28 protein-coding genes are annotated in these 25645 nt (G+C 45.7%); 15 read left to right on the top strand and 13 right to left on the bottom strand.

Annotated elements, in window-relative coordinates; translation table 11 throughout:
- Positions 1–36: 36 nt before the first annotated feature.
- Positions 37–675: a Uma2 family endonuclease gene (locus tag LAY57_RS16470; protein ID WP_249067873.1), complete on the bottom strand. Its 639-nt coding sequence runs from the start codon at positions 673–675 to the stop codon at positions 37–39.
- 79 nt (positions 676–754) lie between these two features.
- On the opposite strand from LAY57_RS16470, the gene LAY57_RS16465 reads away from it, so the two are divergent.
- Positions 755–982: a hypothetical protein gene (locus tag LAY57_RS16465; RefSeq protein ID WP_249067872.1), complete on the top strand. Its 228-nt coding sequence runs from the start codon at positions 755–757 to the stop codon at positions 980–982.
- Between the two features lie 437 nt (positions 983–1419).
- On the opposite strand, the gene LAY57_RS16460 is transcribed toward LAY57_RS16465, so the two are convergent.
- The 5 genes from LAY57_RS16460 to LAY57_RS16440 form a co-directional block, all read right to left on the bottom strand.
- Positions 1420–2010 (bottom strand): hypothetical protein, encoded by a 591-nt coding sequence (locus tag LAY57_RS16460; protein WP_249067871.1) that lies wholly within the window; start codon positions 2008–2010, stop codon positions 1420–1422.
- An 80-nt stretch (positions 2011–2090) separates the two neighbouring features.
- The gene (locus LAY57_RS16455) at positions 2091–3158 is read right to left on the bottom strand and encodes a type II secretion system F family protein (RefSeq protein ID WP_338022425.1); all 1068 of its coding nucleotides are present in this window, start codon (positions 3156–3158) and stop codon (positions 2091–2093) included.
- A gap of 405 nt (positions 3159–3563) precedes the next feature.
- Positions 3564–4667 carry a type IV pilus twitching motility protein PilT gene (locus tag LAY57_RS16450; RefSeq protein ID WP_275994068.1) on the bottom strand — a complete coding sequence of 368 codons (1104 nt, stop codon included), beginning with the start codon at positions 4665–4667 and terminating at the stop codon, positions 3564–3566.
- A 189-nt stretch (positions 4668–4856) separates the two neighbouring features.
- Positions 4857–6872, bottom strand: coding sequence for a GspE/PulE family protein (locus LAY57_RS16445; protein WP_249067868.1), 2016 nt, complete (start codon positions 6870–6872; stop codon positions 4857–4859).
- 258 nt (positions 6873–7130) lie between these two features.
- A complete protein-coding gene (locus LAY57_RS16440; protein ID WP_249067867.1) occupies positions 7131–7322 on the bottom strand; it encodes a CopG family transcriptional regulator in 192 nt (63 codons plus the stop codon).
- A 399-nt stretch (positions 7323–7721) separates the two neighbouring features.
- On the opposite strand from LAY57_RS16440, the gene grpE reads away from it, so the two are divergent.
- From grpE to LAY57_RS16405, 7 genes are all read left to right on the top strand, one after another.
- Positions 7722–8441: a nucleotide exchange factor GrpE gene (gene grpE, locus LAY57_RS16435; protein WP_249067866.1), complete on the top strand. Its 720-nt coding sequence runs from the start codon at positions 7722–7724 to the stop codon at positions 8439–8441.
- 83 nt (positions 8442–8524) lie between these two features.
- Positions 8525–10486 (top strand): molecular chaperone DnaK, encoded by a 1962-nt coding sequence (gene dnaK / locus LAY57_RS16430; protein WP_249067865.1) that lies wholly within the window; start codon positions 8525–8527, stop codon positions 10484–10486.
- Positions 10487–10536: 50 nt separating this feature from the next.
- Positions 10537–11664, top strand: a complete 1128-nt coding sequence (gene dnaJ / locus LAY57_RS16425; protein ID WP_249067864.1) for a molecular chaperone DnaJ — start codon at positions 10537–10539, stop codon at positions 11662–11664.
- Positions 11661–11912, top strand: coding sequence for a sulfurtransferase TusA family protein (locus LAY57_RS16420; protein WP_249067863.1), 252 nt, complete (start codon positions 11661–11663; stop codon positions 11910–11912). The genes dnaJ and LAY57_RS16420 overlap by 4 nt, the downstream gene beginning before the upstream one ends.
- Positions 11913–11914: 2 nt before the next feature.
- Entirely contained in the window at positions 11915–13024 is a 1110-nt protein-coding gene (gene rsgA, locus LAY57_RS16415) for a small ribosomal subunit biogenesis GTPase RsgA (protein ID WP_249067862.1), read from the top strand.
- Positions 13025–13120: 96 nt separating this feature from the next.
- Complete coding sequence (locus LAY57_RS16410) at positions 13121–13372, top strand: type II toxin-antitoxin system Phd/YefM family antitoxin (RefSeq protein ID WP_249067861.1); 252 nt, start codon at positions 13121–13123, stop codon at positions 13370–13372.
- A complete protein-coding gene (locus tag LAY57_RS16405; RefSeq protein ID WP_249067860.1) occupies positions 13369–13755 on the top strand; it encodes a type II toxin-antitoxin system VapC family toxin in 387 nt (128 codons plus the stop codon). The genes LAY57_RS16410 and LAY57_RS16405 overlap by 4 nt, the downstream gene beginning before the upstream one ends.
- 21 nt (positions 13756–13776) lie before the next feature.
- Here the strand turns inward: LAY57_RS16405 and LAY57_RS16400 are convergent, their stop codons facing one another.
- From LAY57_RS16400 to LAY57_RS16390, 3 genes are all read right to left on the bottom strand, one after another.
- Positions 13777–15009, bottom strand: coding sequence for a DUF445 domain-containing protein (locus LAY57_RS16400; protein WP_249067859.1), 1233 nt, complete (start codon positions 15007–15009; stop codon positions 13777–13779).
- Between the two features lie 595 nt (positions 15010–15604).
- Positions 15605–16309, bottom strand: coding sequence for a bifunctional demethylmenaquinone methyltransferase/2-methoxy-6-polyprenyl-1,4-benzoquinol methylase UbiE (gene ubiE / locus LAY57_RS16395; RefSeq protein WP_249067858.1), 705 nt, complete (start codon positions 16307–16309; stop codon positions 15605–15607).
- Positions 16310–16688: 379 nt separating this feature from the next.
- Positions 16689–17633 carry a response regulator gene (locus tag LAY57_RS16390; RefSeq protein WP_249067857.1) on the bottom strand — a complete coding sequence of 315 codons (945 nt, stop codon included), beginning with the start codon at positions 17631–17633 and terminating at the stop codon, positions 16689–16691.
- A 356-nt stretch (positions 17634–17989) separates the two neighbouring features.
- Between LAY57_RS16390 and LAY57_RS16385 the strand changes: the two genes are divergently transcribed.
- The 5 genes from LAY57_RS16385 (at position 17990) to LAY57_RS16370 (ending at position 20420) form a co-directional block, all read left to right on the top strand.
- Positions 17990–19084, top strand: coding sequence for a RuBisCO accumulation factor 1 (locus LAY57_RS16385; RefSeq protein ID WP_249067856.1), 1095 nt, complete (start codon positions 17990–17992; stop codon positions 19082–19084).
- Between the two features lie 140 nt (positions 19085–19224).
- Entirely contained in the window at positions 19225–19476 is a 252-nt protein-coding gene (locus LAY57_RS16380; RefSeq protein WP_249067855.1) for a transposase family protein, read from the top strand.
- 114 nt (positions 19477–19590) lie between these two features.
- Positions 19591–19698: an NACHT C-terminal alpha/beta 1 domain-containing protein gene (locus LAY57_RS36540; RefSeq protein ID WP_420839092.1), complete on the top strand. Its 108-nt coding sequence runs from the start codon at positions 19591–19593 to the stop codon at positions 19696–19698.
- Positions 19699–19773: 75 nt separating this feature from the next.
- Positions 19774–20046 (top strand): hypothetical protein, encoded by a 273-nt coding sequence (locus LAY57_RS16375; protein ID WP_249067854.1) that lies wholly within the window; start codon positions 19774–19776, stop codon positions 20044–20046.
- Positions 20043–20420 carry a clan AA aspartic protease gene (locus LAY57_RS16370; RefSeq protein ID WP_249067853.1) on the top strand — a complete coding sequence of 126 codons (378 nt, stop codon included), beginning with the start codon at positions 20043–20045 and terminating at the stop codon, positions 20418–20420. The genes LAY57_RS16375 and LAY57_RS16370 overlap by 4 nt, the downstream gene beginning before the upstream one ends.
- A 68-nt stretch (positions 20421–20488) precedes the next feature.
- Here LAY57_RS16370 and LAY57_RS16365 read toward each other — a convergent pair whose 3' ends face one another.
- Together LAY57_RS16365 and LAY57_RS16360 are read right to left on the bottom strand one after the other, a co-directional pair.
- Complete coding sequence (locus tag LAY57_RS16365) at positions 20489–20962, bottom strand: DUF7689 domain-containing protein (protein WP_249067852.1); 474 nt, start codon at positions 20960–20962, stop codon at positions 20489–20491.
- A complete protein-coding gene (locus tag LAY57_RS16360; RefSeq protein ID WP_249067851.1) occupies positions 20956–21378 on the bottom strand; it encodes a hypothetical protein in 423 nt (140 codons plus the stop codon). Before LAY57_RS16360 ends, LAY57_RS16365 begins: the two co-directional genes overlap by 7 nt.
- 216 nt (positions 21379–21594) lie before the next feature.
- Here LAY57_RS16360 and LAY57_RS16355 point away from each other — a divergent pair, with 216 nt between their 5' ends.
- The gene (locus LAY57_RS16355) at positions 21595–21762 is read left to right on the top strand and encodes a hypothetical protein (RefSeq protein WP_249067850.1); all 168 of its coding nucleotides are present in this window, start codon (positions 21595–21597) and stop codon (positions 21760–21762) included.
- A gap of 562 nt (positions 21763–22324) precedes the next feature.
- Here LAY57_RS16355 and LAY57_RS16350 read toward each other — a convergent pair.
- A complete protein-coding gene (locus LAY57_RS16350; RefSeq protein ID WP_249067849.1) occupies positions 22325–24010 on the bottom strand; it encodes a glycosyltransferase family 39 protein in 1686 nt (561 codons plus the stop codon).
- Complete coding sequence (locus LAY57_RS16345; protein WP_249067848.1) at positions 24007–25395, bottom strand: serine/threonine protein kinase; 1389 nt, start codon at positions 25393–25395, stop codon at positions 24007–24009. Before LAY57_RS16345 ends, LAY57_RS16350 begins: the two co-directional genes overlap by 4 nt.
- On the opposite strand from LAY57_RS16345, the gene LAY57_RS36775 reads away from it, so the two are divergent.
- A complete protein-coding gene (locus LAY57_RS36775; RefSeq protein ID WP_249067847.1) occupies positions 25381–25605 on the top strand; it encodes a hypothetical protein in 225 nt (74 codons plus the stop codon). The genes LAY57_RS16345 and LAY57_RS36775 overlap by 15 nt on opposite strands.
- Positions 25606–25645: the final 40 nt, after the last annotated feature.

Here is a 25645-nt window from a genome sequence, read left to right as displayed (position 1 = left end):
CTTCTTAAGGCGGGACAATAAGATCGAAGTCCCCCCTTAAGAAGGGGGATTTAGTGGGGGTAACCCTGCTCGAAAAATCTGTTCGACCGTCAAGTTCAACTCTGGAAAAGCTAGCGACTCAATCCTCTCGCTTTCCCTAAACTGTTTGACTTGATACTCTTCGTCTACCAGTTGATAAACTGAGAGGGTGGGTTGTTTGGGATTGCCGATAAACTTGCGGCCACCTAAACCCAGGTAGTCCACAATCCAGTATTCGAGGATGCCCATTTCCTCATAGTCAGAAGCTTTCAAAAAATAATCATCCCGCCAGTTTGTGCTGACGACCTCTACAGCTAGTCGCACCGAAGCCCCCATCGTGATGATAGATTCTTTCTGCCAACGCGGTTCGTTTAAGAGTGCGGTTCGGTCTAGGACAATTACATCTGGCTGGTAACCTGATTCGTTACGGACGGGTTTAAGCAGGCAATCACCTGGAATTGAGTAAGCCAATTGCAGTCGCCTGATTTCAAAATTGATTTCACTGGCGATGAAACCTGTAACGTCGGAATGGTCGCCAGTTCCTAAAGGCATTTCAACAATTACTCCGTTGTGTAGTTCGTAGCTGCGGGCAGAGTTCTCTGGATACCAGGCCACGAACTCATCAAACGTGACTGTTTTGGGTATGGCTTGGAGCATGATGTTTTTTTTTCTGAAGTTGTAGAATACGAGTTCACAAGGGGTTTTGCTTGTTGTTGTGGAGAAAAATAAACTTTCTATGAAGAGTGCTGAGTTGAAAGTGCTGAGTGCTGAGTTAAAAGACCGCCCACTCGCTATGCGGGGTATCAACCTTCTCCTGATGATAAGATTCCGCCCACTCGCTATGCGGGGCATTTACCGAGTGCTGAGTGCTGAGTACTCTTTTTCTTACTCAGCACTCAGCACTCAGCACTCAGTACTGAGTACGGTAAATTTGATGATTAGTGCATTGACAGGTTCTATGTAAATTAATTTATTATAATTTTGTATGTTTGTTTTGAAATAACGATACGAGCGAAAAGGTAAAATTAAAAAAGGTACTAAACATCACATCACTATATTTAAATTTAATTACACTTTCAACTGATGAACTAATCGGTGTGGTCGGGGCGAATCAGATGTCATTGTCGGGGGCTGGTTAACTAAATGCCAAGAAGACGAAAAAAATGGGCTCTTCCGTACTTAGTGTGCCAAATTATTAGTTTTCCGTGTCCTACACCTTAGCTGGCTGGAGTTTCAAGGCTATCGCCCCGTCAGGAGCAAGTTGCCATCTGGCAAGCTAATGGTGTAGATAATGTCAAAGCCTTATCTAGCAAAGCCTTGAGGATAAATTTAAGTTAACTTAGCACACTAAGTACGGAAGAGCCCATTTTTCCATTTTTCCATTTTTTCTTTTGACTTTTGCTACGCTGGTGGACTTTCGGTAGACAAGGTGGATGGGATTTCTTCCTCTTCGATAACGGAGTCTAGAGTCTGAACGACAAAAGGTAGATATGCTCCAGCTAATCCCCGTTTAATCCTTTCCGGTGTCTGGGCAAAGACAACAAACAGAGGATGGATATTTTCCGCCTCCTCGTTCAGCACGTGCTTGTAGCGGGGGGGCATCACCCATTCATAGCTTTTGTGAAGATACACCTGTGTTTGTCGCCAGCGACTGAGCAAATCGGAAAAGTCTTCCTGCGGGCGATGGATGAACACCATAATTTCCACCCCTGTTTTAATTTTCCATTCGGGGTCGCACATTAAAATAGCTACATCGCAGGGCAGGCAAACAGCCTCTTTGGTAGCAGTAATAACACCACTATTCTTTGCCGATGATACTGTGTGGTTAAGTAGCACAATTGGCAAAGGAATGGTAATAACGCTTTGATCCGGTCGTCGCAGACTGGGGATCAGCTCTAGATAGGGACGGTGCTGCTTCAGAAGCGCGATCGCTCCCATCTGGTTGCTGTACTCTGCTAGTAGTGCTTCATAGTGAGATGGTTTAACAGACATTGTCCTGAACTTAGGGGCTAGGGGCTAGGGACTGGGGAAGAGGGGGGGAAGAGGGGCTAGTGCAAAAAGCAAGTTTACTCTTAGCCGATACCGTCCATCACTTTGAACATAGGAAGATACATCGAGAGCAAAATCATCCCCACCATTCCGGCGATACCGACCATCATTAGCGGTTCCAACATACTGGTAAGACCTTTCACCGCTTGTTCTACTTCATCTTCATAAAAATCCGCCAGTTTCAGCAGCATTTTGTCAAGTTCGCCCGTTTCCTCACCAATGCTCATCATTTGAATAGCCAAGGTGGGGAAAACATTCGCTTTTTGCAAAGCAATACTGATCATACCCCCCTGTTCCACTTCTGTTCGGGCTGCCTCAATAGCATTACCAATAATCACATTACCAGCGGTATCTCTGACAATTTCCATTGATGTCAGCATCGGCACCCCAGAACGAGTCAACATCCCAAAGATGCGGCAAAAGCGAGCCACCGCCGTTGTTCTAATCAGCTCTCCAACGATCGGCAACTTCAACATCATGCCATCTATTTGCAGACAACCAGCCGGAGTTTTGTAATATGCTTTATAAGCAGCAATTGCCGCAGCTATACCGGCGATAGCCGTCAAAACGAGAGGAGGTGTTCTCAAGAATTTACTAATTGCCAGCATGAATTGAGTCAGCGCAGGTAATTCCATCCCCAAGTCTTCAAATATCTTAGCAAAAATTGGCAGCAGGAAAGTTGTCATTGCAATAAAAATTACGACCGCCAAACCACCCACCATTTTCGGGTAAGCCGATGCTGACTTGATCTGATTTTGAAGTCGAGCCGAATCTTCTAGAATTTTAGCAACCCGGTTGAGTACTTCATCGAGAACACCACCAATTTCTCCAGAGTCCACCATTGATGTATAGAGATTGTCAAAGCAGTTTGGATGTTTACGCATCGATTCTGCGAGGCTGACGCCCTCATTCACATCAGCACTAATTTTCATCAAAGCTTTTTTGAGCTTGGGATTGGTGCATTGATCGCTCAACACGCCAAGGCATCTGACCATCGGTACGCCTGCATTAAACATGGCCGCGAATTGGCGTGAAAACATCGCCATTTCTTTGACCGTGATTTTGGCAAACATACTCGCAAAATCAGGCATTTCAAAGCCTTTAGATTCCTTAAGGTCTTGAACTGCAAGACCTTTTTTCATCAGCTTCTCCTTAGCTTCAGCCAAGGAGTTTGCTTCGACCTTCTGAGTTTTTTTAGAATCCCGAACTGTGGCAACGTAGGTAGGCATAATTCATACCAAAGATTAAAAGTTGTTTTTTATACCAAGTTGCAGCCGTGTTGCGTAATTTTGTTTTTTGTTTTTTGTTAGTGGTTCATTGATACGAATCACTAACCATGAATTCTAAGAGTTACGATTTATAACCGTGCTGGTTGGTATTAGTCGTTGTAACTGAGTGATAGAGTGCAGGCAAGAACGATTGTCTTAGGGGAGGTTTTATAGTAATTAGGCTAGAAAGAATGCAGGCATTTTTTTTTACTGCCTGCATTGTCTTGCCTAGTGCGCGGCTACTTTTTGCCCCGGTCCTCCAACTGGTGCTGGCCCAATCAGGCGTTGCAATTCATCAGGTTTAGAAGATTTCGACATAGCTGCATCGTAACTAATTTTGCCCTCTTTATATGCCGCAGCAAGTGCCATTTCCATTGTCAGCATACCCAATTTACCGCCAGTTTGGATAGCTGAGTAAATTTGAGAAGTTTTTCCTTCTCGGATCAGGTTAGAAATACCTGGAGTCACGACCATAATTTCCTGAACGCACACCCGACCGCCGCCAATTTTCGGCACCAAGTTTTGAGAGCAAACGGCTACCAAAGAGTTAGACAGCTGCGATCGAACTTGGGGTTGTTGAATCGGGGGAAATACGTCTAGCATCCGGTCTATTGTCGCCGACGCTGAGTTGGTGTGCAGCGTACCAAAAACCATGTGGCCTGTTTCTGCGGCGGAAATTGCCAGTCCGATCGTTTCCAGGTCGCGCATTTCCCCTACCAGGATAACGTCAGGGTCTTGACGCAGGGCACCTTTGAGAGCGTTGGCAAAGCTCTTGGTGTCTTCCCCTTTTTGCCGTTGGTGAATCAGGCTTTTGATATTCGGGAAAACATATTCGATCGGATCTTCCACTGTGAGAATATGTTCGCCCCGCGTCCGGTTGATCAAATCGATCAGAGCCGCCATTGTGGTGGTTTTTCCAGAACCAGTTTGACCCGTCACTAACAACATTCCCCTTGGCCGTTCTGTCAGTTCCCGCAGCACCATTGGCGTTCCCAGCTTATCGGCATCGGGAATTTTAGAAGACAAAGCTCGCAAGCAAGAGGCCCAGCAACCGCGTTCGCGGTAAACGTTGACGCGGAAACGAGCTAATCCCTTAACTCCATAGGCACAGTCTAACTCCCAGTTTTGCTCCAAGTCTTTGCGCTGACCGTTATTCAACATACTGAATATCAATCGCTGACAGTCGTCCGAATTCAGAACTTCGCCGAATTGGGTCTGAGGTGTGAGCTTCCCACTGATCCGGAAGAAGATAGGCGATCCCGCTTGTATGTGCATATCAGAGCCGCCTTGCTCGATCAGGGACTCCATTACGTCTTCAATCATCATATCCATCGAGCTGTCTCCTTTAACGTATTTGTCAGTGTGTTATGGCAAAGTGCAAAGTGCTGAGTGCTGAGTGCTTTAGTACAAACACAGTCCCGGCCTTGCGGGGAATAGTTCTATACTGTCCTAACCTATGTGACTGTGGCTATAGTTGTTAGCGGTCATCAGTCACTCTTCCACAGTTCTCCAAAGTGACTATTACTCATCAACAAAGCGGGGTGTCAGACAGTAGGGACACTCTAGCCATTCTGGTTGGGCTTCGGCACTGCAAACGCGACAAGTCAGAGAACTCTTGCGTTTTGCTTTCAATTCTGCTTCTAGACCTTTGTCGGTGAAAGTTACCCGCTCAACTTCTTCAAAAGTCGTAGCGCCCAGGCGCACGAGGTTTAAGCTATAAGCTAGCAATGTCACCATCCCTTCTTCCACCGCTGCTTCTTTAATGCGCTCGGTGGGCGCACCTTGGCTGATTAAGGTTTGGAGTCGTTCTGTTACCTTCAAAACTTCATAAACACCGCAACGGCCTTTGTAGCCCCCTCCATTGCATTTGGGACAGATAGTGCCAGCTTCCATTGCGGCCTTTCTTTGGTCTGCTGTTAAAGTATTAGCTTTGTAGAAACTGACTTCCAGTTCGCGGGAAGCCGACAGACCAAACTTGGCGAGTTCTTCCGGGGTAGGGGTGTAGTTAATGCGGCATTCCGCACAAACGCGCCGCATCAAGCGTTGAGCGCAGACACCTAGCAAGGCACCGGACACCATGAAGGGTTCAACGCCCATTTCATCTAACCGCGCGATCGCACCAGCAGCGTCGTTCGTGTGCAGCGTCGTCAACACCAAGTGACCCGTTAACGCCGCTTCAATAGCCGTTTTTGCCGTTTCTTTATCTCGCGTTTCACCCACCAGAATCACATCCGGATCTTGCCGCAAGAACGCCCGCAGTAGATTGGAAAAGTCCAAACCTTTTTCCCGAATTACCTGACACTGAGTAATGCCGCCCAATGCGTACTCAATAGGGTCTTCAGCCGTACTGATATTCACCCCAGGATCGTTACGTTCTGCCAAAATTGAGTACAGGGTCGTTGACTTACCCGAACCCGTTGGCCCTGTTACCAAAATCAGTCCGAACGGACGGCTAGCCATTTCTCTAACCATTGCTAGCGCATCTGGATCGCTAATTAACTTATCCAAACCTAGCTGGGTGGACGAGTTATCCAAAATCCGCAATACGATCTTCTCCCCGTAGCGAGAAGGCAGACAGTTAACCCGGAAGTCCACTGTACGTCCCTGGAATACCCGACGAATACGACCATCTTGAGCTTGACGGCGTTCCGCCACATCCATATTGGCAATAATTTTGAAACGAGAGGTAATCGCTGGGATGACCTTCTTAGGCAAGGGCGGAAAAGGTTCTTGCAGAACCCCATCTTTACGCATCCGAATCCGCAGAAATTCTTCTTGAGGTTCCACATGGATGTCAGAAACCCCATCTGACAAAGCTTTTGCTAAGATTTTGTTGACCGTTTTGACTACCGGAGCTGACTCGGCTTCCCCCAAAGCAGCATCCAAGTCCATATCCTCGTCGATGGGGGCATCATCAATATCGACGTTCTCGAATTCCCCTCCATCTAGAGCTAATCCTTTGTCGCGGTCTTCAGCAGCACGTTTGGCTAGCTTTTGAGCCTGTTCGTCCAAGTACTGAGTGATTAACTGCTCGTAGTCTTCCCGCGTAATCACCATCCGCTGTAACCCAAGACCTTGAGGCCGCAGGATGCGGTTAAGATCGTCGAGTGCTTCTAGGTCATCGGGATTGACCATTGCCACCAAAACACTAGGCGGAGTTGTTTCGTGCTTGGATAAGGGTACTAATCGATAGCGACGACAGATATCAATTGGAATCAGGGTGTCAATCAGTTCGCTGAGATTATTGGCCTGAACTTGAGTAATTTCCGGATCGAGGCATTCAACGCCGAAAAGGATTTTAAGTTCAAATAGCTGTTGTTTTTTGTACTGGCGCAGTAAATCTGCTGGCAGCTGTCGTCCTGTAATCGACTCTAGTACTTCTGTCAGTGGTCTGCCTGACTGGCGACTTTCAATCATCGCCTTTTTCATATCGTCAGGATTAATATAGCCAGACTGAATTAGCTTGTTGCCGAAGGGTGAGAAATTCAGGGCAATCAAGCTGGTGCTGCGTCGCGGGGATGATGAGGAGTTAGTCATATCCGATCGGTGAAGCTCTCCTTATAAAGTATTCCCAAAAATCTTTGGCAAAATTGCACAGATAAAAATATCTGGCGCTGAATGGGGGTGAGCAGACTTTTTTTGTTTAATACCCATCCTGGGCAGCAGGATCTACAAAAATTTGATAGGGTGGGTTGCTGGCTCTGCGGAATCCGAGAAATCTTTTACTTTGTATTCTAGATGATAGCTTTTTCAGAATTGGCATCCTCCCTAACTATACCGCAAGCGATCGCGTCGTTAATTTGGTGGTGAACTCTGCCAATCTTCTGGTTTATTTTCTGGGCTGGATGAAGGTTCTGGAAGAGAACGGATGAATTCTCGCAGAACGTCGCTTTGAGCGCGTTGGGTTTGCTGGCAGTAGGATCGAAGTCTTTGCTTCTCTTCGGCAGTTGCTTGAAAGTTAATCCAAACACCGTTTTTGCGTGGCATTGTATCGCTCTGATAACTACTAAGTTGCTACTCTAATTTTATCAAGAGCGGTAACGTTCAGAAACTTAACCGCTCTTGCTGCACTAGATTGGGCCAAATTGCCAGCGGGGAGAATCAGGCAAAAATCTGAGATGACCATCACTTTCAAGGCTATTTAGGGTAAAATTTAAGCTTAGGGAATCAAGCAATCCCAATGCTTACGCTCCCTTTAGCAGGATGCCGCCAGTTATCTGGCTAAAGGTCACCGGTTCATGGCGGTGCAAAATTGGGCAAACAAATATTTGTACAGGCTATCCAGCACCTCACACAGATAAAGTAAAGTGAAAGGGGGAGCTAGCGCAAAAATTAAACAAACTGGGTCGCTCTCGCTAGCAGTCTCTTAACCGGGATAAATATAAGATGATTGACGAAGTTAAGCAGACAGATAAAACTGAAAACCTAACTCAGGACGCTCCTGAGGAAATCGCCAGGGATACAGCCGAGATGGACTTCCAGGCCGAAGCTGGTCTCTTCTCTGAGGAAGCCGGTGTTGACGAAAATGCCCAAGCAGATGTAGAAGCGGAGGCGGATACTTCTCTTCGGGAGGAAATGGAAGCAGAAATAGCGGCGCTGGAGCAGGAAGTGGAAACACAAAAAGCTCAGCTGGAAGATCGCACAAATCAATATATGCGGATTGCGGCTGATTTTGAAAACTTCCGCAAGCGGACGCAGAAAGAAAAGGAAGAGTTGGAACTGCAGATAAAATGCGCCACAATTACAGAATTACTGGCGGTTGTCGATAATTTTGAACGGGCGCAGTCGCAGATTAAAACTCAAACCGAACAGGAGAAAAACATTCACAAGAGCTATCAGAGCGTTTACAAACTATTGGTAAGCAGCCTGAAACGCCTTGGGGTATCACCGATGCGTCCGAAGGGAAAAGAGTTTGACCCCAACCTTCACGAAGCGGTGGGAACGGAACAAACAGATGAATATCCAGAAGGAACCGTGACTGAGGAGTTGATGCCCGGTTATTACCTGGGAGAGAAAGTCCTGCGTCACGCGATGGTTAAAGTTGCTGCTGCTCCTGAACCCGTGGTAACCTCAGAAGAAAGTCAGCCGACCTCATCGGAAAGTTGATTGGTACTGACGATTTGAGATTTTAGATAAAATCCAAAATTCAACAACCATCAACAAAAGCATCCACCAAACTGCCGCGATCTATGGGAAAAGTCATTGGCATCGACCTGGGCACCACGAATAGTTGTGTCGCCTTTCTAGAAGGCGGGCAACCCGTGGTGATCCCCAACTCGGAAGGAGGGCGAACGACGCCCAGCATAGTGGGATTTGGCAAAGGGGACGAACGCTTGGTCGGTCAGCTGGCGAAGCGGCAAGCAGTAATGAATGCTGAAAATACAATTTACAGCATCAAACGCTTTATAGGCCGACGCTGGGATGATACGGAAATGGAGCGATCGCAAGTTCCATACAACGGCGTCAGAGGCAAAGACGATACTGTCGATGTCAAAGTTCGGGGAAAAAATTATACCCCTCAAGAAATCTCAGCTATGATCCTGCAAAAACTTAAGCAGGATGCGGAAAACTTCTTGGGCGAACCCGTCGATCAAGCCGTGATTACGGTGCCTGCCTACTTCACAGATGCCCAACGGCAGGCTACCAAAGATGCCGGTACGATCGCCGGACTGGAAGTGCTGCGAATCATTAACGAACCCACAGCAGCAGCTCTTTCTTACGGCTTGGACAAACAGCACGAAGACAACCGGGTACTGGTGTTTGACCTTGGGGGCGGCACTTTCGACGTTTCCATCTTGCAGCTGGGTGACGGCGTGTTTGAAGTCAGGGCTACTTCTGGCAACAACCACTTGGGTGGCGATGACTTTGACAATTGCCTCGTGCGCTGGATGATCGAGAACTTTAAAAAAACAGAGGGCATTGACCTATCACCAGATAAAATGGCCCTCCAGCGCCTGCGGGAAGCCGCAGAAAAAGCCAAAATAGAACTCTCCAGCACAACCAACACCTCAATTAACTTGCCGTTTATTACAGCAGATGAGACAGGGCCAAAGCATCTGGAAATGTCGCTCTCCAGAGCAAAATTTGAAGAATTGGTAGGTCATCTGGTAGAAAGTACGATCGAACCGATGAAGCAGGCTCTGAAAGACTGCAATATGACGCCGGATGACATCGACCGGATTATTCTGGTGGGTGGTTCTACGAGAACACCAGCAGTACAAGATGCGCTGCGTCAGTTCTTTGGGGGGAAAACGCCCGATCGCTCAGTCAATCCCGATGAAGCTGTGGCCCTGGGAGCGGCAATTCAAGCTGGCGTGCTTGGTGGTGAAGTTAAAGACTTGCTGCTACTGGATGTGACGCCGCTGTCACTGGGGATTGAAACCTTGGGAGAGGTGTTCACGAAAATTATCGATCGCAACACGACTATTCCAACCAGCAAGTCTCAAGTGTTCTCAACGGCCACAGACGGACAAACATCGGTAGAAATCCACGTCCTGCAAGGTGAGCGGGCAATGGCTCGCGACAACAAAAGTCTGGGCAAATTCCTCCTCGCTGGCGTTCCTCCAGCCCCTCGCGGCGTGCCGCAAATTGAGGTAAGTTTTGAGATAGATGTCAATGGTATTCTCAGAGTTTCGGCTCAAGATAAAGGCACGGGTCGAGAGCAAAGCATCAGGATTACCAATACTGGTGGCTTGAGTGCTGGTGAAGTGGAACGGATGCGGCTGGACGCTGAAGTTTATGCCGAGGAAGACCGCAAGCGCAAGCAAGTAGTCGAAGTCAAAAATCAGGCAGATAGCCTATTTTATAGTTATGACTCGACCCTCAAAGAAAACAGTCAATTTATCAGTGAGGAACTAAAAACGCAGGCTCGACAAAAGGCGGTAGAACTGCGAGCCGCCGTAGCAGACCCCTCGATCGGCCTAGACGACATGAGGCAACAAATTGATGACTTCCAACAAATGCTATTTGTCATTGGTGCGGAAGTGTACAAGCAAGCTAATCAGCATCAAGACGAGTATGACGAATCTTATCCAGCCTCAACGCCAGAGTTTAGGGACGATCAAGAAACTAGGTCTGAAGGAGACGAAGATTTCGATTTTAATTTTGAAGACGAGAATACGGTCAGTGCGGATTACGAGGCCGTTGAATAATTGGGCTCAATATCTCTGTTAATTTAAAATTCTTCTGCAAAGCGCTCTTTATGGCCGACTACTATGAAATTCTCGGTGTTTCTCGCAACTCCGATAAAGAAGAAATCAAGCGAGCTTACCGTCGCCTAGCTCGGAAGTACCACCCTGATGTGAATAAAGAACCAGGGGCTGAAGAGCGCTTTAAAGAAATTAACCGTGCCTACGAAGTGCTTTCAGAGCCTGAAATGCGTACACGCTACGATCGCTTTGGCGAAGCAGGCGTAGCAAGTGCTGGCGCAGCAGGTTATCAAGACTTCGGCGATATGAGTGGCTTCGCCGACATTTTTGAAAGCTTCTTCAGCGGTTTTGCTGGCGGACAGGGCACTCGGACTGGGCGCAGGCCCGGAAGCCCCACCCGTGGAGACGATCTGCGGCTGGATCTGAAGCTAGAATTCCGGGAAGCTGTCTTTGGCGGCGAGAAGGAAATCCGCATCAGCCATCTGGAAACCTGCGAAGTATGCAGCGGAACGGGCGCTAAACCGGGCACTAGACCTCGAACCTGCTCAACTTGTAGTGGTTCGGGTCAAGTCCGTCGCGTGACTCGGACTCCCTTTGGTAGCTTTACGCAGGTTTCAGTCTGTCCGAACTGTAATGGCACAGGACAGATGATTGAAGATAAGTGCGAATCCTGTGACGGCAAGGGTCAAAAGCAGGTCACCAAGAAGCTGAAAATTACGATTCCAGCGGGGGTTGATGATGGCACCCGCCTGAGAGTAGCTAATGAAGGCGATGCCGGTCAGCGGAGTGGCCCGTCTGGGGATCTGTATGTGTACTTGTTTGTTAATGAAGATGCAGAGTTCCAGCGAGATGGGATCAATATTCTGTCTCACATCCAGATCAGCTACTTGCAAGCAATTTTGGGCTGTAGAATCGAGGTAAATACGGTCGATGGGCCGGAGGAATTAATGATTCCGCCAGGAACTCAGCCAAATACAGTTCTGAAATTGGAAAATCGGGGCGTACCCAAGCTGGGGAACCCGGTGAGTCGGGGCGATCACATGATTACGATCGCTATTGAAATTCCCAATCGCATTACGACTGAGGAGCGGGAACTTTTGGAAAAATTGGCTAAAATTAGGGGCGATCGCATTGGTAAAGGCGGTATAGAAGGATTTTTTGGAAATATATTCAACAAATGAGTAATCCGGCCCTATCAACTCCCGACGCCCATCTAGATCTGCGGGGCACTCCTTGCCCTATTAACTTTGTACGTACCAAACTCCGCCTGGAGCAAATGTCTCAAGGCTCTTTGTTGGAAGTATGGTTAGATCCGGGCGAGCCGATCGAGCAAGTCCCGGATAGCTTAGTAATGGAAGGTTATCAGCTAGAACAAGTTGAAGACCGAAATGGCTTTTTTGCCATTTTAGTACGGCGACCTCTAGATTAAGCATGAGTTCAGCTATAGCAGAACAAAATGCAAGAGAATCGACTTCACCGTTGTTAGGAACCGTGCTGGCTGTACAGGCAAATTTCTATCGGGTGCGTTTAGATACGCAAGAAACTAACCAAACTAAGTGTCTTGACGTAGATAAACCATTGGAATTGCTCTGTACCCGCCGGATGCGCCTGAAAAAAATCGGGGTAGGAGTGATGGTGGGCGATCGCGTTGTTATTGAAGAACCGGACTGGGCCGGGGGTAGAGGTGCGATCGCTGAAGTTTTCCCCCGCGAAACCGAACTAGACCGTCCCCCGATCGCCAACGCCAATCAAATTTTACTGGTTTTCGCCCTCGCAGACCCGCCGCTAGACCCATATCAACTGACTCGCTTTCTGATTAAAGCAGAGTCTACAGACTTAGATATCTGCTTATGCCTAAATAAAAGCGATTTGGTGACAGGTGCCGAACTTTCCGAATGGCGCGATCGCTTCACTTCCTGGGGCTACCAACCCGTATTTATCAGCGTCCTGGCTAGCATTGGATTAGAAGAATTGAGAGAGAGGCTAAATAATAAAATTAGCGTTCTGGCTGGACTTTCTGGTGTTGGCAAGTCTAGCATTATAAACTATTTCATTCCCAATGTCAATTTGCGTGTCGCAGAAGTTTCCGGCAAACTCAGCCGAGGGCGTCATACCACCCGGCACGTCGAACTGTTTGAATTACCAAGTGGGGGTTTGTTAGCCGATACCCCTGGTTTTAATCAGCCGGATTTGGATTGTGTGGGGGAGGAGTTAGCACTGTATTTCCCAGAGATACAACAGCGCTTAGAAGCTCTTCGCTGTCAGTTTAGCGATTGCTCGCATCGGGATGAGCCGAATTGTATAGTGCGGGGAGATTGGGAAAGATATGAGTATTATTTGGATTTGTTAGAAGAAGCGATTTCTTATCAAGAGCAATTCAATGAACAATCCGATGCAGATGCAAGCATGAAGTTGAAAAGTAAAGGCAAAGGGCAGAGTAAATATGAACCCAGATTAGAAGCTAAAAAATATCGCCGGACTTCTCGAAAAACTCAGCATCAGGACTTGCAGGAATTGTATAACGAAGATACGGATATTTAATTTTTTAGTCATTAGTCAGAGGATTATGTAGGAGATTTTCTGGGTTTGATGCCGATCGTAAGTTGGATCGAGAGACAGATTTTAATGTTAGAATGAATGATTAACAAAGAGGTGACAGCCATGCAGCAAATAAATTTGGCTGAGGCATTAAAAGATATGCCTTCCTTAATCGAAGCGGCGATTCAAGGAGAAGAGATTGTGATTACGAAAGACGAGCGACCTGTGGTAAAATTGATACCAGTGTCGCCAGTTCAACAGAATCGTAAGGCAGGAAGTGCCAAAGGGTTAGTGACAATAGCTGATGATTTTGATGAGCCAATAGCAGATTTCGAGGACTATCTGCAATGAGACTACTGCTAGATACCCATACCTTTATTTGGTATGTTACTGATAATCCTAAACTTAGTCCTACGGTACGGACGCTAATTGATGATGGTAATAACGAAACTTTGCTCAGTATAGCTAGCATCTGGGAAATGGCGATCAAACAAAGTATCGGTAAGCTGAGTTTTGGGATGCCATTTAGGATGTTTATAGAGCAGCAAGTCAGCCTTAATAGAATAGATATACTAGATATCAATTTAGATTACATAGAGGTTATAGCGACGCTACCTTTACATCATCGAGATCCATTCGATCGGCTAATAATTGCACAGGCTATGGTTGAACAGATACCAATCCTGAGTGCTGATTCTGCCTTTGATGTTTATCCGATTCAGAGGTTGTGGTGAGTAGAAAATGATGAATTTAGATTACTGCTGCAACAGCAATATCACCACCTGGATCGACCCCACCACAAAACCCAACACTCCTCCTAAATTAACGATCGCTTGCAACTCACTTTTAACAATTCCCTCTATTGCTGCCTCTAAATCCTGGGGCGAAGTTGCCTTAACTCGCTCAATAATCACGCGATCGATATTCAAAATTGGTATTACCTGCTGCACAATTTTTTCTAAATCTCGCTCCAGATAGCGCTCCAAAACCAAAGCCAATTCCTTACCGATCACTTCCAAAGAAGTATTGACAACAGCCGAACTTCGCAGGCGTTTAAGGACTAAAGAAGCAGTTTCTTCCCAGTTTATAGAACCGCCTAATCCCTGAAGTAATTCAGCGCCGCGATTTTGAATATAAGAGCGAATACTTTCCCGCATCGTCTTCCGCAACTGGCGCACCGTCGAAACAGGCAAATTCTGTAAAGATAGGTTTTGCAGCCATTGTTTCAGTCTTTCTTTAATCGCTAAAGATTGGATTAATTCTTTCAAACGCGCATTACTTTCCTCTTTCTCATCCAAGCAATAAGTACGCAGGCGAGTTAGGGTATTTTTCAAACCGAATAGATTTGCCACCACCCAATAAGTGCCGCTGCTTTTCTCCCGAAAACCCTCATCAATTACCTGAATATTGCGATCGGTCAAAAAATCAATCAAAGCTAACCGGAGAACATCCGGGGGTAGCACCACTTGTACCAGCCAATCTGCTAACTGACTGGCTTGCTGTTCGGTTAGCTGGAACTCCAACAAAACCTGGTCAAAAATTTGGTTGATCTGAACTTCTAGAAAATCGTCACGACGCGCTAAAACCTTAAGCAGGCGCGGTAAAGATTCACCTAGCAAATCCCGGAGAATCCCAGCTAAAACCTTGGCAGTTCGCTGTTCCTTATCGGCTTGAAGTTGATCCAGCCCCAGCCTTAGCAACCAGATAATTCCAGCTTGAACGCGCTCAGTTTCCAGTAGCTTTCGCGCCAGGTTTTGCAACTCTTCTGGTGTCAGTAGCGACCCCATGATGGTGTCAGAAATCCGCTTTGCCAGTCGCTCTTGGTTAGCGGGAATCAAACCGGGTGTAAACGGGATCTGCCGCTTACCGATGTATATAGCTCGGTAGGGACGAAATAGCATTTTAATGGCTATGTCGTTAGTAAAATAGCCAATAACTGCACCTAGTACCGGAGGGCTAATGTAAAGCCAGATGTTAGATAGATTCAACTTAGAACTAAGAACGGTGAAGTGAAGTACCCCAACTAAGCAACGCTCAAGTTGGGGCTTCCAACTAAAACAAAGACTTAGGACGGTCTTATTCGTCTTCGGAGTTTCCCGTCTCAACCGCCGTTGCCACGTTAGGTATTCCTATTACTAAGAATTCGGAAACCTTTTCCGATGATGGTCTTACACAGCGTCCGCAGGCAGACTCCCGCCTTCCGCCGGAGTATATTGATTTCTGTTAGTGGCGCTTGGTTAGAGCGGACTGGGGTTGTAACTACAACCCTATAATACCTCACAGTATCTTGCACTCTTGTTTTCTGGATGCCTATTGGCAAACGGTGGGCGAGTTCATCAACGTGCAAGGACTACTTCTCTTTACACCTAGCTTCAGGTCAACAGCCCATGCCAAAACATGTAGACTTACCGAAGATTTTATTATAATAATCCTAAAATAATACCATTGTCAACTGTTAAATTAGTTGCGGGAAATAAAGCTCTATCCACAGAGGGTTGCGGAATAGGCAAACTAGACTAAAGACAGTGAAGTGTAAAGTCTGATGTTAGTGTTTTGGGGTTTTTTAGGTCTACTTCTTTAATTCTATTTGGCGATCGCTAAAACACCCATCATCCCACCGGCAATCTGATAGTGCGTAGCGGTGGCAAATCCGGCTTGACGAGCCAGCTGTACCTGTTCTGGCCCGATCGGAAATTTGTCTAAGCTGGGGCCAATGTAGGCATATTCTTCAGTTAAGCCGAAATGCTTGGCGGTTGAAACTACGATGTTGTCCAGATACCACTGCTGAAAACTGCGTAAGGCGGGATTGCTGGGGCGATGGAAGTCTAGAATGGCGGCTTTGGCACCGGGTTTGAGGACGCGATGTAATTCGTGGAGACAGCGGGGAATATCGGTGACGTTGCGAAGTCCGTAACCCATTGTGGCGCTGTCGAAGTGGTTGTCGGGAAAAGGCAGATTGAGGGCGTCTGCTTCTACCCAGGTGACAGGGGGAGCTGGATAATGGTTTTGCATTCGCGCCTTGGCTTGCGCTAACTGTTGGGGTGAAAAATCCACTCCAAAGACTTTACCCGCAGTTCCTACCTGACGCGCCAGCATCAGGGCGAGGTCGCCACTGCCACAGCATAAGTCTAAGCAAGTATTTCCTGGGCCTGCATTGCTCCACTTGATCGCCATCTGCTTCCATACGCGATGCTGGGCGAGGCTCAATCGATCGTTGAACGAGTCGTAAACCGGGGCAATGCGGTCAAAGATGGCGCGAATTTCAGTAGCACGACTATCTAGGGTCATCAGATTTTAGATTTTAGATTTTAGATTGATTTAGAGAATAAATGTTTATCAAAGAAGTTCTTGAAATAAACATAATATTATAGCATAGATTAATAAAAATGGGATGCTAAACAATTTATTTGTTTGTGGAAATTCATCCCCACCTTGTAGACGGATGGGAATGAATTGTGACATTTAGTTAAAAATCCGCGATCTAATATCATGTCCGGTGGCATCGGTTGCCTAAAAAAATTTCCCCTCTTATCTGTGTTCATCTGTGTTCATCTGTCTTCATCTGTGGTAAAAATTGAACCACCGATGACAACAAACAATTTGACGATATCACTCTTACACGGGCGGTGCTACCGGACACGATCTCAAACCTAAAATTGTTTGCTGCTTAAGCGGCGCGGGTACTTAAGAGAGCTAAGGCAATTTGTTGGGCTGAGAGATGGATTAGTTTGATTTCATCTTCTCGCAGTTGGAAAGGGCGTTTCCATTGGAGAGACAGAACGGCTAGCACTTGGGAACGGTGGGTGATGGGGATGATTAAATGGGCCTGAACTCCAGAGGCGGGGTAGTGTTCGATCGCAGATAAGTTTGTATCCGCTGGCACATTCACAGATACCCGCATTTCCTTCGTGGCGATCGCATCAAGAGCCAGCGGATCTTGGGCCAGCCAATTTGACATTGGGGTATTAGCACTGTAGATCCCTTGGGCTGAACTTAAAGAATTGTTTTGCACCAGTTGCAAAATACAGCCATCTGCCTGGAAATTTTCGCCAAAAGCGTTTGCAATTGGCTCCAGACAATCCTCTAAGGTATAAGCTGCTTGGGCAACCTGCACTACTGCCAAAAGCAAAGCCGTTTGGGCTTGAGCCCGACGCAATTCTTCCGTTCGTTGCTTGAGAACTTCATAAGTCTCTGTAGCCCTTTGTACCACCGCCTTTAGTTCATTGGGGTCCCAAGGCTTAGTGATGTATTTATACACCTGCCCAGAATTAATGGCGTCTACGAGATCTTCTATATCAGTAAATCCCGTCAATATAATTCTTACCGTGTCGGGAAATTGGGGCACGGTTTTGCTGAGGAACTCGGTTCCCTTCATTTCAGGCATCCGCTGGTCAGAGATAATCACAGCAACTTCGCCCTCCACTGCCAGCACCTCCAAGGCATGAACACCGCTTTCTGCCTTGAGGACATTAAAATCTCGCCGGAAGGTACGAAAGAGCAGATCCAAGTTATCTGGCTCATCGTCTACTACCAGCATCTTGGGCTTTTTGCGTCGTTCTAAGCTCATAAGTTGACGCCGGATGCTCTCAAGCTCTGGGATGACATTATCCATACTATCTGAATAAACTGATACATTTACGCTAATCAAAGCCGATCGACGAGAGCGATGCCGCGATCTCTAACGACACTGGCGGTATCCCGCCAAGTCCTTACAGTCAATTGGGATTGACTATTGACTGCCTGAATCCTAACAATTATGGGCATTCAGACAGGACATCAGGAAACTGGGAATTCTCGTTTTTTGGTAAAATTTGCGTCCACGATAATCATGTTTTCAGATTAAAGCAAATTGTTACAGCAATGGCGCTAAATTTGAAAAAGACGGCTGCAATCCGAGTCGATCGCTTTTCTTGAAGCCAAAAGTGGCGTTCTAGCAAATAATCGTCTAATTTTTTCCTCCTCCCAACTATGACCGATATAAGACCAGATGCTTCTAACCCTGACCCGCAGCCAACGGATGTGACCGCTGAGGTTGAAGATTTACTGCGTAGTCTCCGGCGCAAAGAAGGCACCTGGGTTTACTGGGGACAGGCTTGCCAAAAATTGCAAAAAGCAGGATGTAACCCGCAAAAGATTTTTCAGGAGACTGGGTTTGAACCCGTTCAGCAGAATCAAGTCATCGTCGCTTCCCAAGTTTACACCAGTCTAGTGAATGCGGTTGTATCGGATGAGGTGCTTGAGCATTTCCAACAAACTGGCAGCGATACCCTGTACGAATTTCGCATTCTCACTCAGCCACAACGCGCGGAGGCCGCCACCTTCGTGTTGGAACACAAGCTGGACTCCCTCGCGGCTAAGGACTTGGCTAAAGCCATTAAAGAGTTATCCTGGCTGCGTAACCTGCCATCTGGATTTACGGATCATCCCGGCGACGCCCTTGCTTATCAGTACTGGAAATATGCCCGCGAACAATCAGACTTGCAAGAGCGATCGCGTTTGATTGCCAGCGGGTTAAAATTTGTTCGCAGCGACAGTGCTAGGCAACAGATCGAAAAGCTGCTCATCGATTTTACCTTAGTATCCCGTCGTCCAGCGCCCCAGTTGCCCATTTATCGACTGGAAGTTGAGGAAGAGTTACCCCGCATCCTGCCTTTAGTTGGGAAACTACCGCTGAGTGCCGAAGATCTAAAAGCTGTCCCCTTCATTGAGGATACTGGGCCTTTTCGGGTTGTCAAGTTTTCTGGAGAGGGCGCTTGGGTTCCCCTACCGGGCTGGAAAGTTATCTTGAATGCAGAAGATCCGATCGCGATTCTATGGAATAGTAATGACCTTCCCTACCAGAAAAATAACTTGGGAGAACAAGTTCTGGCGATCGTAGATCGAGCCGCAAGACAATGGGAAGAGAATAGCTATTTTATTTTTGAGCGAGAAGGACTCTTGCAAATGCAATGGTTTGAAGAATCTCCCACAGAATCTCTACTTGGGCGAGTTCTCCTCATCCTGCGTCCAAAGAAAATTCTGGACGAAAATGTCACCAAGGACGCTTGGCAAATTGATGAATAAGTAGTGATTAGTCAATCGGAGAATTGCAGGAAAGCGCTGCCGATTTAATTCGGTAGCCTGGCTCTTCCGTACTTAGTGTGCTAAAATCTTAGATAATTGTCGCAAAAAGAGTCGAGTGTGAATCAATTATGAAAAGGGTAATGACAAAATTACTAAATTTACCTAGTGTGATAGTAGGAGATAGCAAAGAAACAAAAGAAACAGTAATCTTATCTGTAAGACTAGATAAAAAAACAGCGCATTGCCCGCATTGTGGTCAGACTTCTCATCGCCTTCATCAAAATAAAAGCCATTTAGTAAGAGATTTACCGATGGGGGATAGAGAAGTAATTATGAAAGTAAGTCGGCGACGATTCAAGTGTAAAAATTGCCAAAAACCTTTCTACTTTTGAGCTATAGTTGTCGCCCCTTCAGGTTTATTTGCAAGATTGCGTTGTTTTTAAGCGTAAATTATCTCTAAATTAGCCTAAAACAAAATATGGGCGATTTCCGATACTAAACTGGGTTTGTACGTCCTCTGGATAACCGACGAACCCCTCGAAGCGCCTCTGCGCGGTTTTCTCCCCAGTCAAGATAATTTATTAGGGGCAATTCAAACTTGGTTAGAGGAATAACCATAGGGGAAAATTATGTTATAATAGATACTAAAATTAAGAATTCCCAACAGCAAACCCTAGTGTAAAATAACCATGCAAGCTATTTTTTGGACGGCTGAAGAAGTTGCTCACAAAGCCCAACAAATTTATGAAAATAATATTCGCCAACAAGTCGAGTCCCGTGAAAACCTTGGTAAAATGATCGTAATTGATGCAGAAACAGGTGAATATGGCATCGATTCTACTGGGGTAGAAAGCGCTTTAAAATTAAAGCAAAAGAACCCCCAATCCCGATTATTTACAATGCGAATTGGTTATGATGTAGCAGTCAGCTTCGGTGGTGCAAGTGAGCGTATTCTACAATGATTTATGGGAAATTTATTGACAGCAAAGCGATTGTCTCTGTGACATTCCGTTTACCTGAACAACCTGAGTTTTCTATATATTTCGTCATTGACACAGGATTTAACGATCATCTGACCTTACCCCCTCAAGCAGTTAGTGCAATGAATCTGCCGTTATATTCCACGACACTTGCTAGATTAGCAGATGGTAGTGAAGCCCTATTATCAATACATTTAGCGACCATTGTTTGGGATAATAGCGAAAAAGTTGTCCCGATTTTAGCCTCTGGATATAAACCTTTGCTGGGAACAGCGTTGATGACAGGATATCATCTAGAAATAGATTTTACAGAGAATGCTTTGGTTTCATTAGAAAAGCTGTCAAGCTCGATATAGTTTGTGTCATCAAACAACAATGCTCCTTATACAACCCTGCCCAAGTCCAAAAGTTTGCTGAAAGTTTATTACTCCTGCTCAATAAAACGCCTTTTCATCACACAAGCAACTTCACCATATATACTACCTTCTAAACCCTCTAAAGAATTATGTTCTATATCCTCATACTGACCTAATTTGCTAGTCCACTTTCCATTAGGAAGTTGTCTCGCTGCGTGTTGAGGTTTTCCATCTAAAACATAAATCGCTATCTTTTCAAAACCAACTTCCAGGAAAGTGTTATCACAGACTTCATACCCTAAAGTTTGATAAGCCATCATAAAAGCAGTCAGGGATTCCTCTCGTAGTATATTAGGTGGCCAGTAGTCTCCACTTTTGGCATCTGGCCACCACCATTCTTCTGTACTTCCAGCAGCCCAAGCTATACAATTATAATCAGTTGTGTCTGAACTGGTAATTTGATATCCCGTTGTCACTAAATTAGGATGATTTTGTTCAATCCATTCTTTAATATTTTGTATCCAAGGATTATTTTCTACCATTTGTAACCTTTTGCTTTCCCCCACTCTAGCCAGAACTGAGTCATCTCTTTAGTTTTACCCCGTTTTTCTAAAGGTACTGGATCTTCTCCAGTAATTTCACACAAAGCCCAAAACCAACGCCCAGACTTTCTTTCGACTTCCCTTAATAACAGAGGAATTACTACTGGACCCATCGTAATAATTTGTTGGTAAGCAGGGTGCATCACTAAATCTGTAGTGGAGGAAATACCTATTGTTTCATTGCGCCATAGTTGTACTAAATTTGTAAAAGTGCGATCGATTTCCTCCATCGCACTTGGCATTGCACTCACTGGATAAAAATACCCAACTAAGCGTCCGTTATATTCGATTGCTAGAGGTTCTGTTTCCTCTAACAAAATTTGTTCCTTTAATTCCTGCAAATTTGTTTGTTTCATTTGGCATAAATTAAAATATTAGTATGAAGTTACATCGTAACTGAGAAGCATATTTTTGTCAAGGATTAAATGCGCTGCGATTAGTGCTTTACCTCCAAACCAGATATTTCTGAGAAACCTGGTTTCTGTCTGGGTATTATGCGATATCGACATAATAAAACTCATATTCCACACTATCTGCTATAATTGAATGTAATTTGAGCTAATGAAGAATTTATGGTTAGCAAAGTATCAACAGTCAAAATATCTCAGTCAGTTCCCCTGAAGTTTCATATTTTGCTCGATCGCTCTAATGAAACAAAAATAAGCGCATCTTTTCTGGAACTCCTTAACTGCAAAGTAGAAGCTTCAACGCAAGAAGAATCTATAGAAAAATTGAACTAAATTTTACATAATCGTCTGGAAAACCTAGAGATTATTCCAGTAGACATTGAATGGCAACCCTCTAAACAACCGGAGAATCCTTGGGTAAAATTTGCAGGAATTTTTCAGGATGATCCTGACTTTAGTGAGATTGCTGAAAGTCTTAGAAAAGAGCGTTTAGCTAACGATGATGAAATTGCTGAATTTTAGTTAGAAAACTATTAATAATCAGAGAAATAATGACAATTTGGATACTTGATACAGATCATGTTTCCCATCTACTCCAAGGGGAGAAAAGAAATAAAAATGTTCTTAAGTGAACAAAAGCATCGCAACTCCGAAAGAGCCATAAATTTCTGGATCTAGAAACTAGATTGATAATTATAGCAACCGCCAAGGCGGTCAAGGCGTTCTTAATTCCTGAAACCCTTGATAAATAAAGCTTTCTTACTCTAGCCCCTAGTCCCTAGTCCCTAGCTATAAATCGAATCGTTTGCAGATTCTCAAGGGAATAGAGTTAGAATTAACGGTGGAAACAGTTTTTAGCTGGTTGAGTTTTAGTTAATTTAAGAAGTGCGATCGACTATTGACAACGATAAAGCTGATAGGGAATACCTATGCGGTGGTATTCGGAGGGATCGATATTGCAAGTTGCTTGGCTAGAAAGTGCTAGCTGCGGAGGATAATCACGGCGTCTGAGTCCTGGGGCGACTACCCACAAAGAAAGCGGAAGTGTTGGCGGTGTAGGTAGTTGGGATAAGTTTTGCCAAACTGAATCGTAGCCTGAAGATCGGTTAAAAAAAGCAAATTTTGGACAAGCTTCTGCGGTTATCTTACATTTATCTGAATCAAATTTATGAATCGCTAAAGCAAAGCTAAGTCCCAAAGCCATATCCTGAGAATCGTCGTATCCCATCACAACCATAAGCGGAGAAGCTGGTTCGCTTAGCATATCTTGCGCGACTCGCTGGGGATTATATGGCTTTTGAAAAGCCCAATCATGAACTACAAAAACACTGCCGATCATACCAACCAATAAAACAGTGGCGATCGCAAATTGACGATCGCAAATTGCCGATCGTTTCCCGCTCCCCCGCTCCCCCGCTCCCCTACTGACGAGACTGGCTCCCAGTAAAGCGCAGATAGCTGGGTAATAGACAAAGTTATAGCGGGGAGCAATAGTGATATCCTTACCCAACAGATACACGATCGCAAAAAATTCCAACAACACAAAAAGGATAAAAATCCCCAGAGTCACGGTAGCCAGATGAGTTGCCGAATTGTGCCATAATTGTCTTACCCCTTGAAAGGCGTACCATCCCAGCCAACTGCCAAACACAAGCATCAGCAAACCGAGAGGAATCGCAATCCACAGAGGTTGGTTTTCTACAGGTAAGGCGATCGCCATCAGCAACCAAGCAGCCAGAGTTTGGTATAGAGGCGCAATATTCTCTGGCGGCGGTACCCAACTGGTTTCGTGACGCCCAAAATGCCCCAATAACACTGACAACCACGGGATGAAGAAGATAAAAGGTAAAAGCCAAAAGCCAAAAGCCAAAAGCCGAAAACGAAGACTTTTAATTTTTGCTTGATAAAAGAACACTACTATGGTTGCTAGCTGAGCGAGTAAGGCAAGGATAAAAAAGTAGTGGACGTATAGACCAATGGTGTTAAATGCTACCCAACTTAACCAAACGAGCGATCGCAATTTCTGTCGTTGAATGTCTTGCTGAATTTGGATCAGTGCTGATAATGATAAAGCGATCAGCAGTACCGGCAGGGTATAATGACGTGCCTCTTGGGAAATGTAGACGCCAAAAGGAGAGACAGCCATTAAAGCAGCTGCCATTAGTCCGGCTTTTGGGGAAAAGGCAACTCTATTGAGCCAGTAAACAGCTGCGATCGCACCTACTCCAAATAAAGCCGGTAGCGATCGCAACTCAGTTCTGAGTGCTGAATGCTGAGTGCTGAGTTTTTCTACCCAAGCGTTTATCAGACAAAAAAACAGGGGTGGATGAGTAGACTGGGTAGCAAGAGTGCGGGCAATTTCCCCACAACTGGTAGCAGGATTGAAAGTAAAGATTTGTTCTAGACGGTTGACGGGAAAAACCACATCTAGTATTACATCATGGTAAGATCTTCCCAAAGTAAACAAAGCGGTAATTACTTCATCCAACCACAATGGCTTGAAGTCCAGATTCCAGAATCTTAGGGTAGTTCCCAGAACTAGAACTAAAGCCAAACCCTGATAATGGCGAGATAATTTCATCGAATTGCTAGCGGTTTTTTCAAGAAAGCTGCTATTTCCTGGGTCAACCAGTCTTTCTCGATCGGCGTTAGCCAGCAGCCGAAACGGTGAGTGCGAACTCCTTCCACCAAGGTACAAGCTATTTTTGGTTGAGGAATTTCCCCTTTGAATTTGGCATACCACTCATCCTCTGGTCGCACAAATTCACTCAATTCTACGCGATCGATGTCTTGGGTGCGTCCCTGGACTTGGTAGAACATTCCTAATAACGACCATCGCAATCGGAAGTTTTGTCTGTCAATTTCCAGTTTTGTGCGACCCAGTAATTTAAACACGATTTCTTGGAGCTTTGCCAGCCCAAACATCCCCAAAATAATCGCACCAAGCGGAAAAAGCCAGAAAAATGGGCTAAAGAAAATAAAGCGGAAGAAAGAGAAGAAGAAAGATGATATTACCAGCGAAATCAGCGCCGAAATTAAATTGTACACATCCCTGTATCCCCATCCATTCCGGGGAAGTTCTGCCACTAAACGCTTCTGGGTTTTAGTAAAAGCGACACGAGTGCCAGCGGGTCGGCGGTGTATCGGTACGAGAACTCCCTCACCCTTTAGCACCGAGAGTGCTTCCTTCGCTGACAAAAATCGGTTTTCCACTGCGGGTTCCAGCAGCTTTTCCAACCAGTCTGCGAACTCAGATGAAAATGGTAGCTGAGAGCGGAAATTAATCTTGAGTTGGCGAGAAGGAAATTCCGAGGGCGATTTATGCGTCAGCACATAGAGTAAAGTTGTTCCTAAGCCATACAGATCGGTGGCGGGAAAAGCTTGTCCCCGAAACTGTTCTGGTGCCATATAGCCGTAAGTGCCGACTACCGTACTGCCACCAGTAATTGTATTCTGATAAGTGGCTTTGACCGAACCAAAATCCACTAAAAATATTTGTCCGTCTTCGCGCCGAACGATGTTATGAGGTTTGATATCGCGGTGGATAACTGGTGGGGTAAGTTGGTGCAGGTAGCTCAAAACATCTAAAATTTGGCTAGCTAGCTGCCGAACATCCTTTTCCGTTGCGTGCCATCCGCTTTGCACCAAAGAAAAGAGCGATCGGCCCTCTGCCAATTCTTGAACGAGGTAGAAACTATGGTTATTCGGTGTTTCCACCTGGAAATAGTCTATATAACAAGGAATGCCGGGATGATTCAAGTGGGAAAGGACGCTGGCTTCTCTTTCAAATAATTCTAAAACTTTCCAGTCAGCCATGCGGTCTAGGGACAGCCCTTTGATCGCCACCCGCTTACGAGTTTGCAGATCTTCTGCCTCGTAGGTCGTCCCCGTTCCACCTTGCCCTAAAATGTTGACAATCTGATACCGTTCGGCAACGATATCTTCCGGCTGGTGCAACAGTTCCATGAAACTTCTTATGCTGTGGGTTGTATTCTGATTTTAAGTCAGTTGTCAGTGGTCAGTTGTCAGTGGTCAGTCGTCAGTTGTCAGTTGTCAGTGGTCAGTGGTCAGTGGTCAGTGGTCAGTTGTCAGTGGTCAGTGGTCAGTTGTCAGTGGTCAGTTGTCAGTTGTCAGTGGTCAGTTGTCAGTGGTCAGCGGTCATTAATTATTTTTTGACTTTTGACTTTTGACTTTTGACTTTTCTTGCCCTTAGCCC

The organism is Argonema antarcticum A004/B2 (genome assembly GCF_023333585.1).
Lineage (GTDB): Bacteria > Cyanobacteriota > Cyanobacteriia > Cyanobacteriales > Aerosakkonemataceae > Argonema > Argonema antarcticum.
The sequence above is the reverse complement of the archived record's forward strand: the minus strand, read 5'-3'. Positions and strand labels throughout refer to the sequence as shown.

What these genes read in the sequence shown, in the direction of transcription:
- LAY57_RS16470 (WP_249067873.1), bottom strand. Translation starts at nt 675, where the DNA reads ATGCTCCAAGCCATACCCAAAACAGTCACGTTTGATGAGTTCGTGGCC.
- LAY57_RS16465 (WP_249067872.1), top strand. Translation starts at nt 755, where the DNA reads ATGAAGAGTGCTGAGTTGAAAGTGCTGAGTGCTGAGTTAAAAGACCGC.
- LAY57_RS16460 (WP_249067871.1), bottom strand. Translation starts at nt 2,010, where the DNA reads ATGTCTGTTAAACCATCTCACTATGAAGCACTACTAGCAGAGTACAGC.
- LAY57_RS16455 (WP_338022425.1), bottom strand. Translation starts at nt 3,158, where the DNA reads ATGCCTGATTTTGCGAGTATGTTTGCCAAAATCACGGTCAAAGAAATG.
- LAY57_RS16450 (WP_275994068.1), bottom strand. Translation starts at nt 4,667, where the DNA reads ATGGATATGATGATTGAAGACGTAATGGAGTCCCTGATCGAGCAAGGC.
- LAY57_RS16445 (WP_249067868.1), bottom strand. Translation starts at nt 6,872, where the DNA reads ATGACTAACTCCTCATCATCCCCGCGACGCAGCACCAGCTTGATTGCC.
- LAY57_RS16440 (WP_249067867.1), bottom strand. Translation starts at nt 7,322, where the DNA reads ATGCCACGCAAAAACGGTGTTTGGATTAACTTTCAAGCAACTGCCGAA.
- grpE (WP_249067866.1), top strand. Translation starts at nt 7,722, where the DNA reads ATGATTGACGAAGTTAAGCAGACAGATAAAACTGAAAACCTAACTCAG.
- dnaK (WP_249067865.1), top strand. Translation starts at nt 8,525, where the DNA reads ATGGGAAAAGTCATTGGCATCGACCTGGGCACCACGAATAGTTGTGTC.
- dnaJ (WP_249067864.1), top strand. Translation starts at nt 10,537, where the DNA reads ATGGCCGACTACTATGAAATTCTCGGTGTTTCTCGCAACTCCGATAAA.
- LAY57_RS16420 (WP_249067863.1), top strand. Translation starts at nt 11,661, where the DNA reads ATGAGTAATCCGGCCCTATCAACTCCCGACGCCCATCTAGATCTGCGG.
- rsgA (WP_249067862.1), top strand. Translation starts at nt 11,915, where the DNA reads ATGAGTTCAGCTATAGCAGAACAAAATGCAAGAGAATCGACTTCACCG.
- LAY57_RS16410 (WP_249067861.1), top strand. Translation starts at nt 13,121, where the DNA reads ATGATTAACAAAGAGGTGACAGCCATGCAGCAAATAAATTTGGCTGAG.
- LAY57_RS16405 (WP_249067860.1), top strand. Translation starts at nt 13,369, where the DNA reads ATGAGACTACTGCTAGATACCCATACCTTTATTTGGTATGTTACTGAT.
- ubiE (WP_249067858.1), bottom strand. Translation starts at nt 16,309, where the DNA reads ATGACCCTAGATAGTCGTGCTACTGAAATTCGCGCCATCTTTGACCGC.
- LAY57_RS16390 (WP_249067857.1), bottom strand. Translation starts at nt 17,633, where the DNA reads ATGGATAATGTCATCCCAGAGCTTGAGAGCATCCGGCGTCAACTTATG.
- LAY57_RS16385 (WP_249067856.1), top strand. Translation starts at nt 17,990, where the DNA reads ATGACCGATATAAGACCAGATGCTTCTAACCCTGACCCGCAGCCAACG.
- LAY57_RS16380 (WP_249067855.1), top strand. Translation starts at nt 19,225, where the DNA reads ATGACAAAATTACTAAATTTACCTAGTGTGATAGTAGGAGATAGCAAA.
- LAY57_RS16375 (WP_249067854.1), top strand. Translation starts at nt 19,774, where the DNA reads ATGCAAGCTATTTTTTGGACGGCTGAAGAAGTTGCTCACAAAGCCCAA.
- LAY57_RS16370 (WP_249067853.1), top strand. Translation starts at nt 20,043, where the DNA reads ATGATTTATGGGAAATTTATTGACAGCAAAGCGATTGTCTCTGTGACA.
- LAY57_RS16365 (WP_249067852.1), bottom strand. Translation starts at nt 20,962, where the DNA reads ATGGTAGAAAATAATCCTTGGATACAAAATATTAAAGAATGGATTGAA.
- LAY57_RS16360 (WP_249067851.1), bottom strand. Translation starts at nt 21,378, where the DNA reads ATGAAACAAACAAATTTGCAGGAATTAAAGGAACAAATTTTGTTAGAG.
- LAY57_RS16355 (WP_249067850.1), top strand. Translation starts at nt 21,595, where the DNA reads ATGGTTAGCAAAGTATCAACAGTCAAAATATCTCAGTCAGTTCCCCTG.
- LAY57_RS16350 (WP_249067849.1), bottom strand. Translation starts at nt 24,010, where the DNA reads ATGAAATTATCTCGCCATTATCAGGGTTTGGCTTTAGTTCTAGTTCTG.
- LAY57_RS16345 (WP_249067848.1), bottom strand. Translation starts at nt 25,395, where the DNA reads ATGGAACTGTTGCACCAGCCGGAAGATATCGTTGCCGAACGGTATCAG.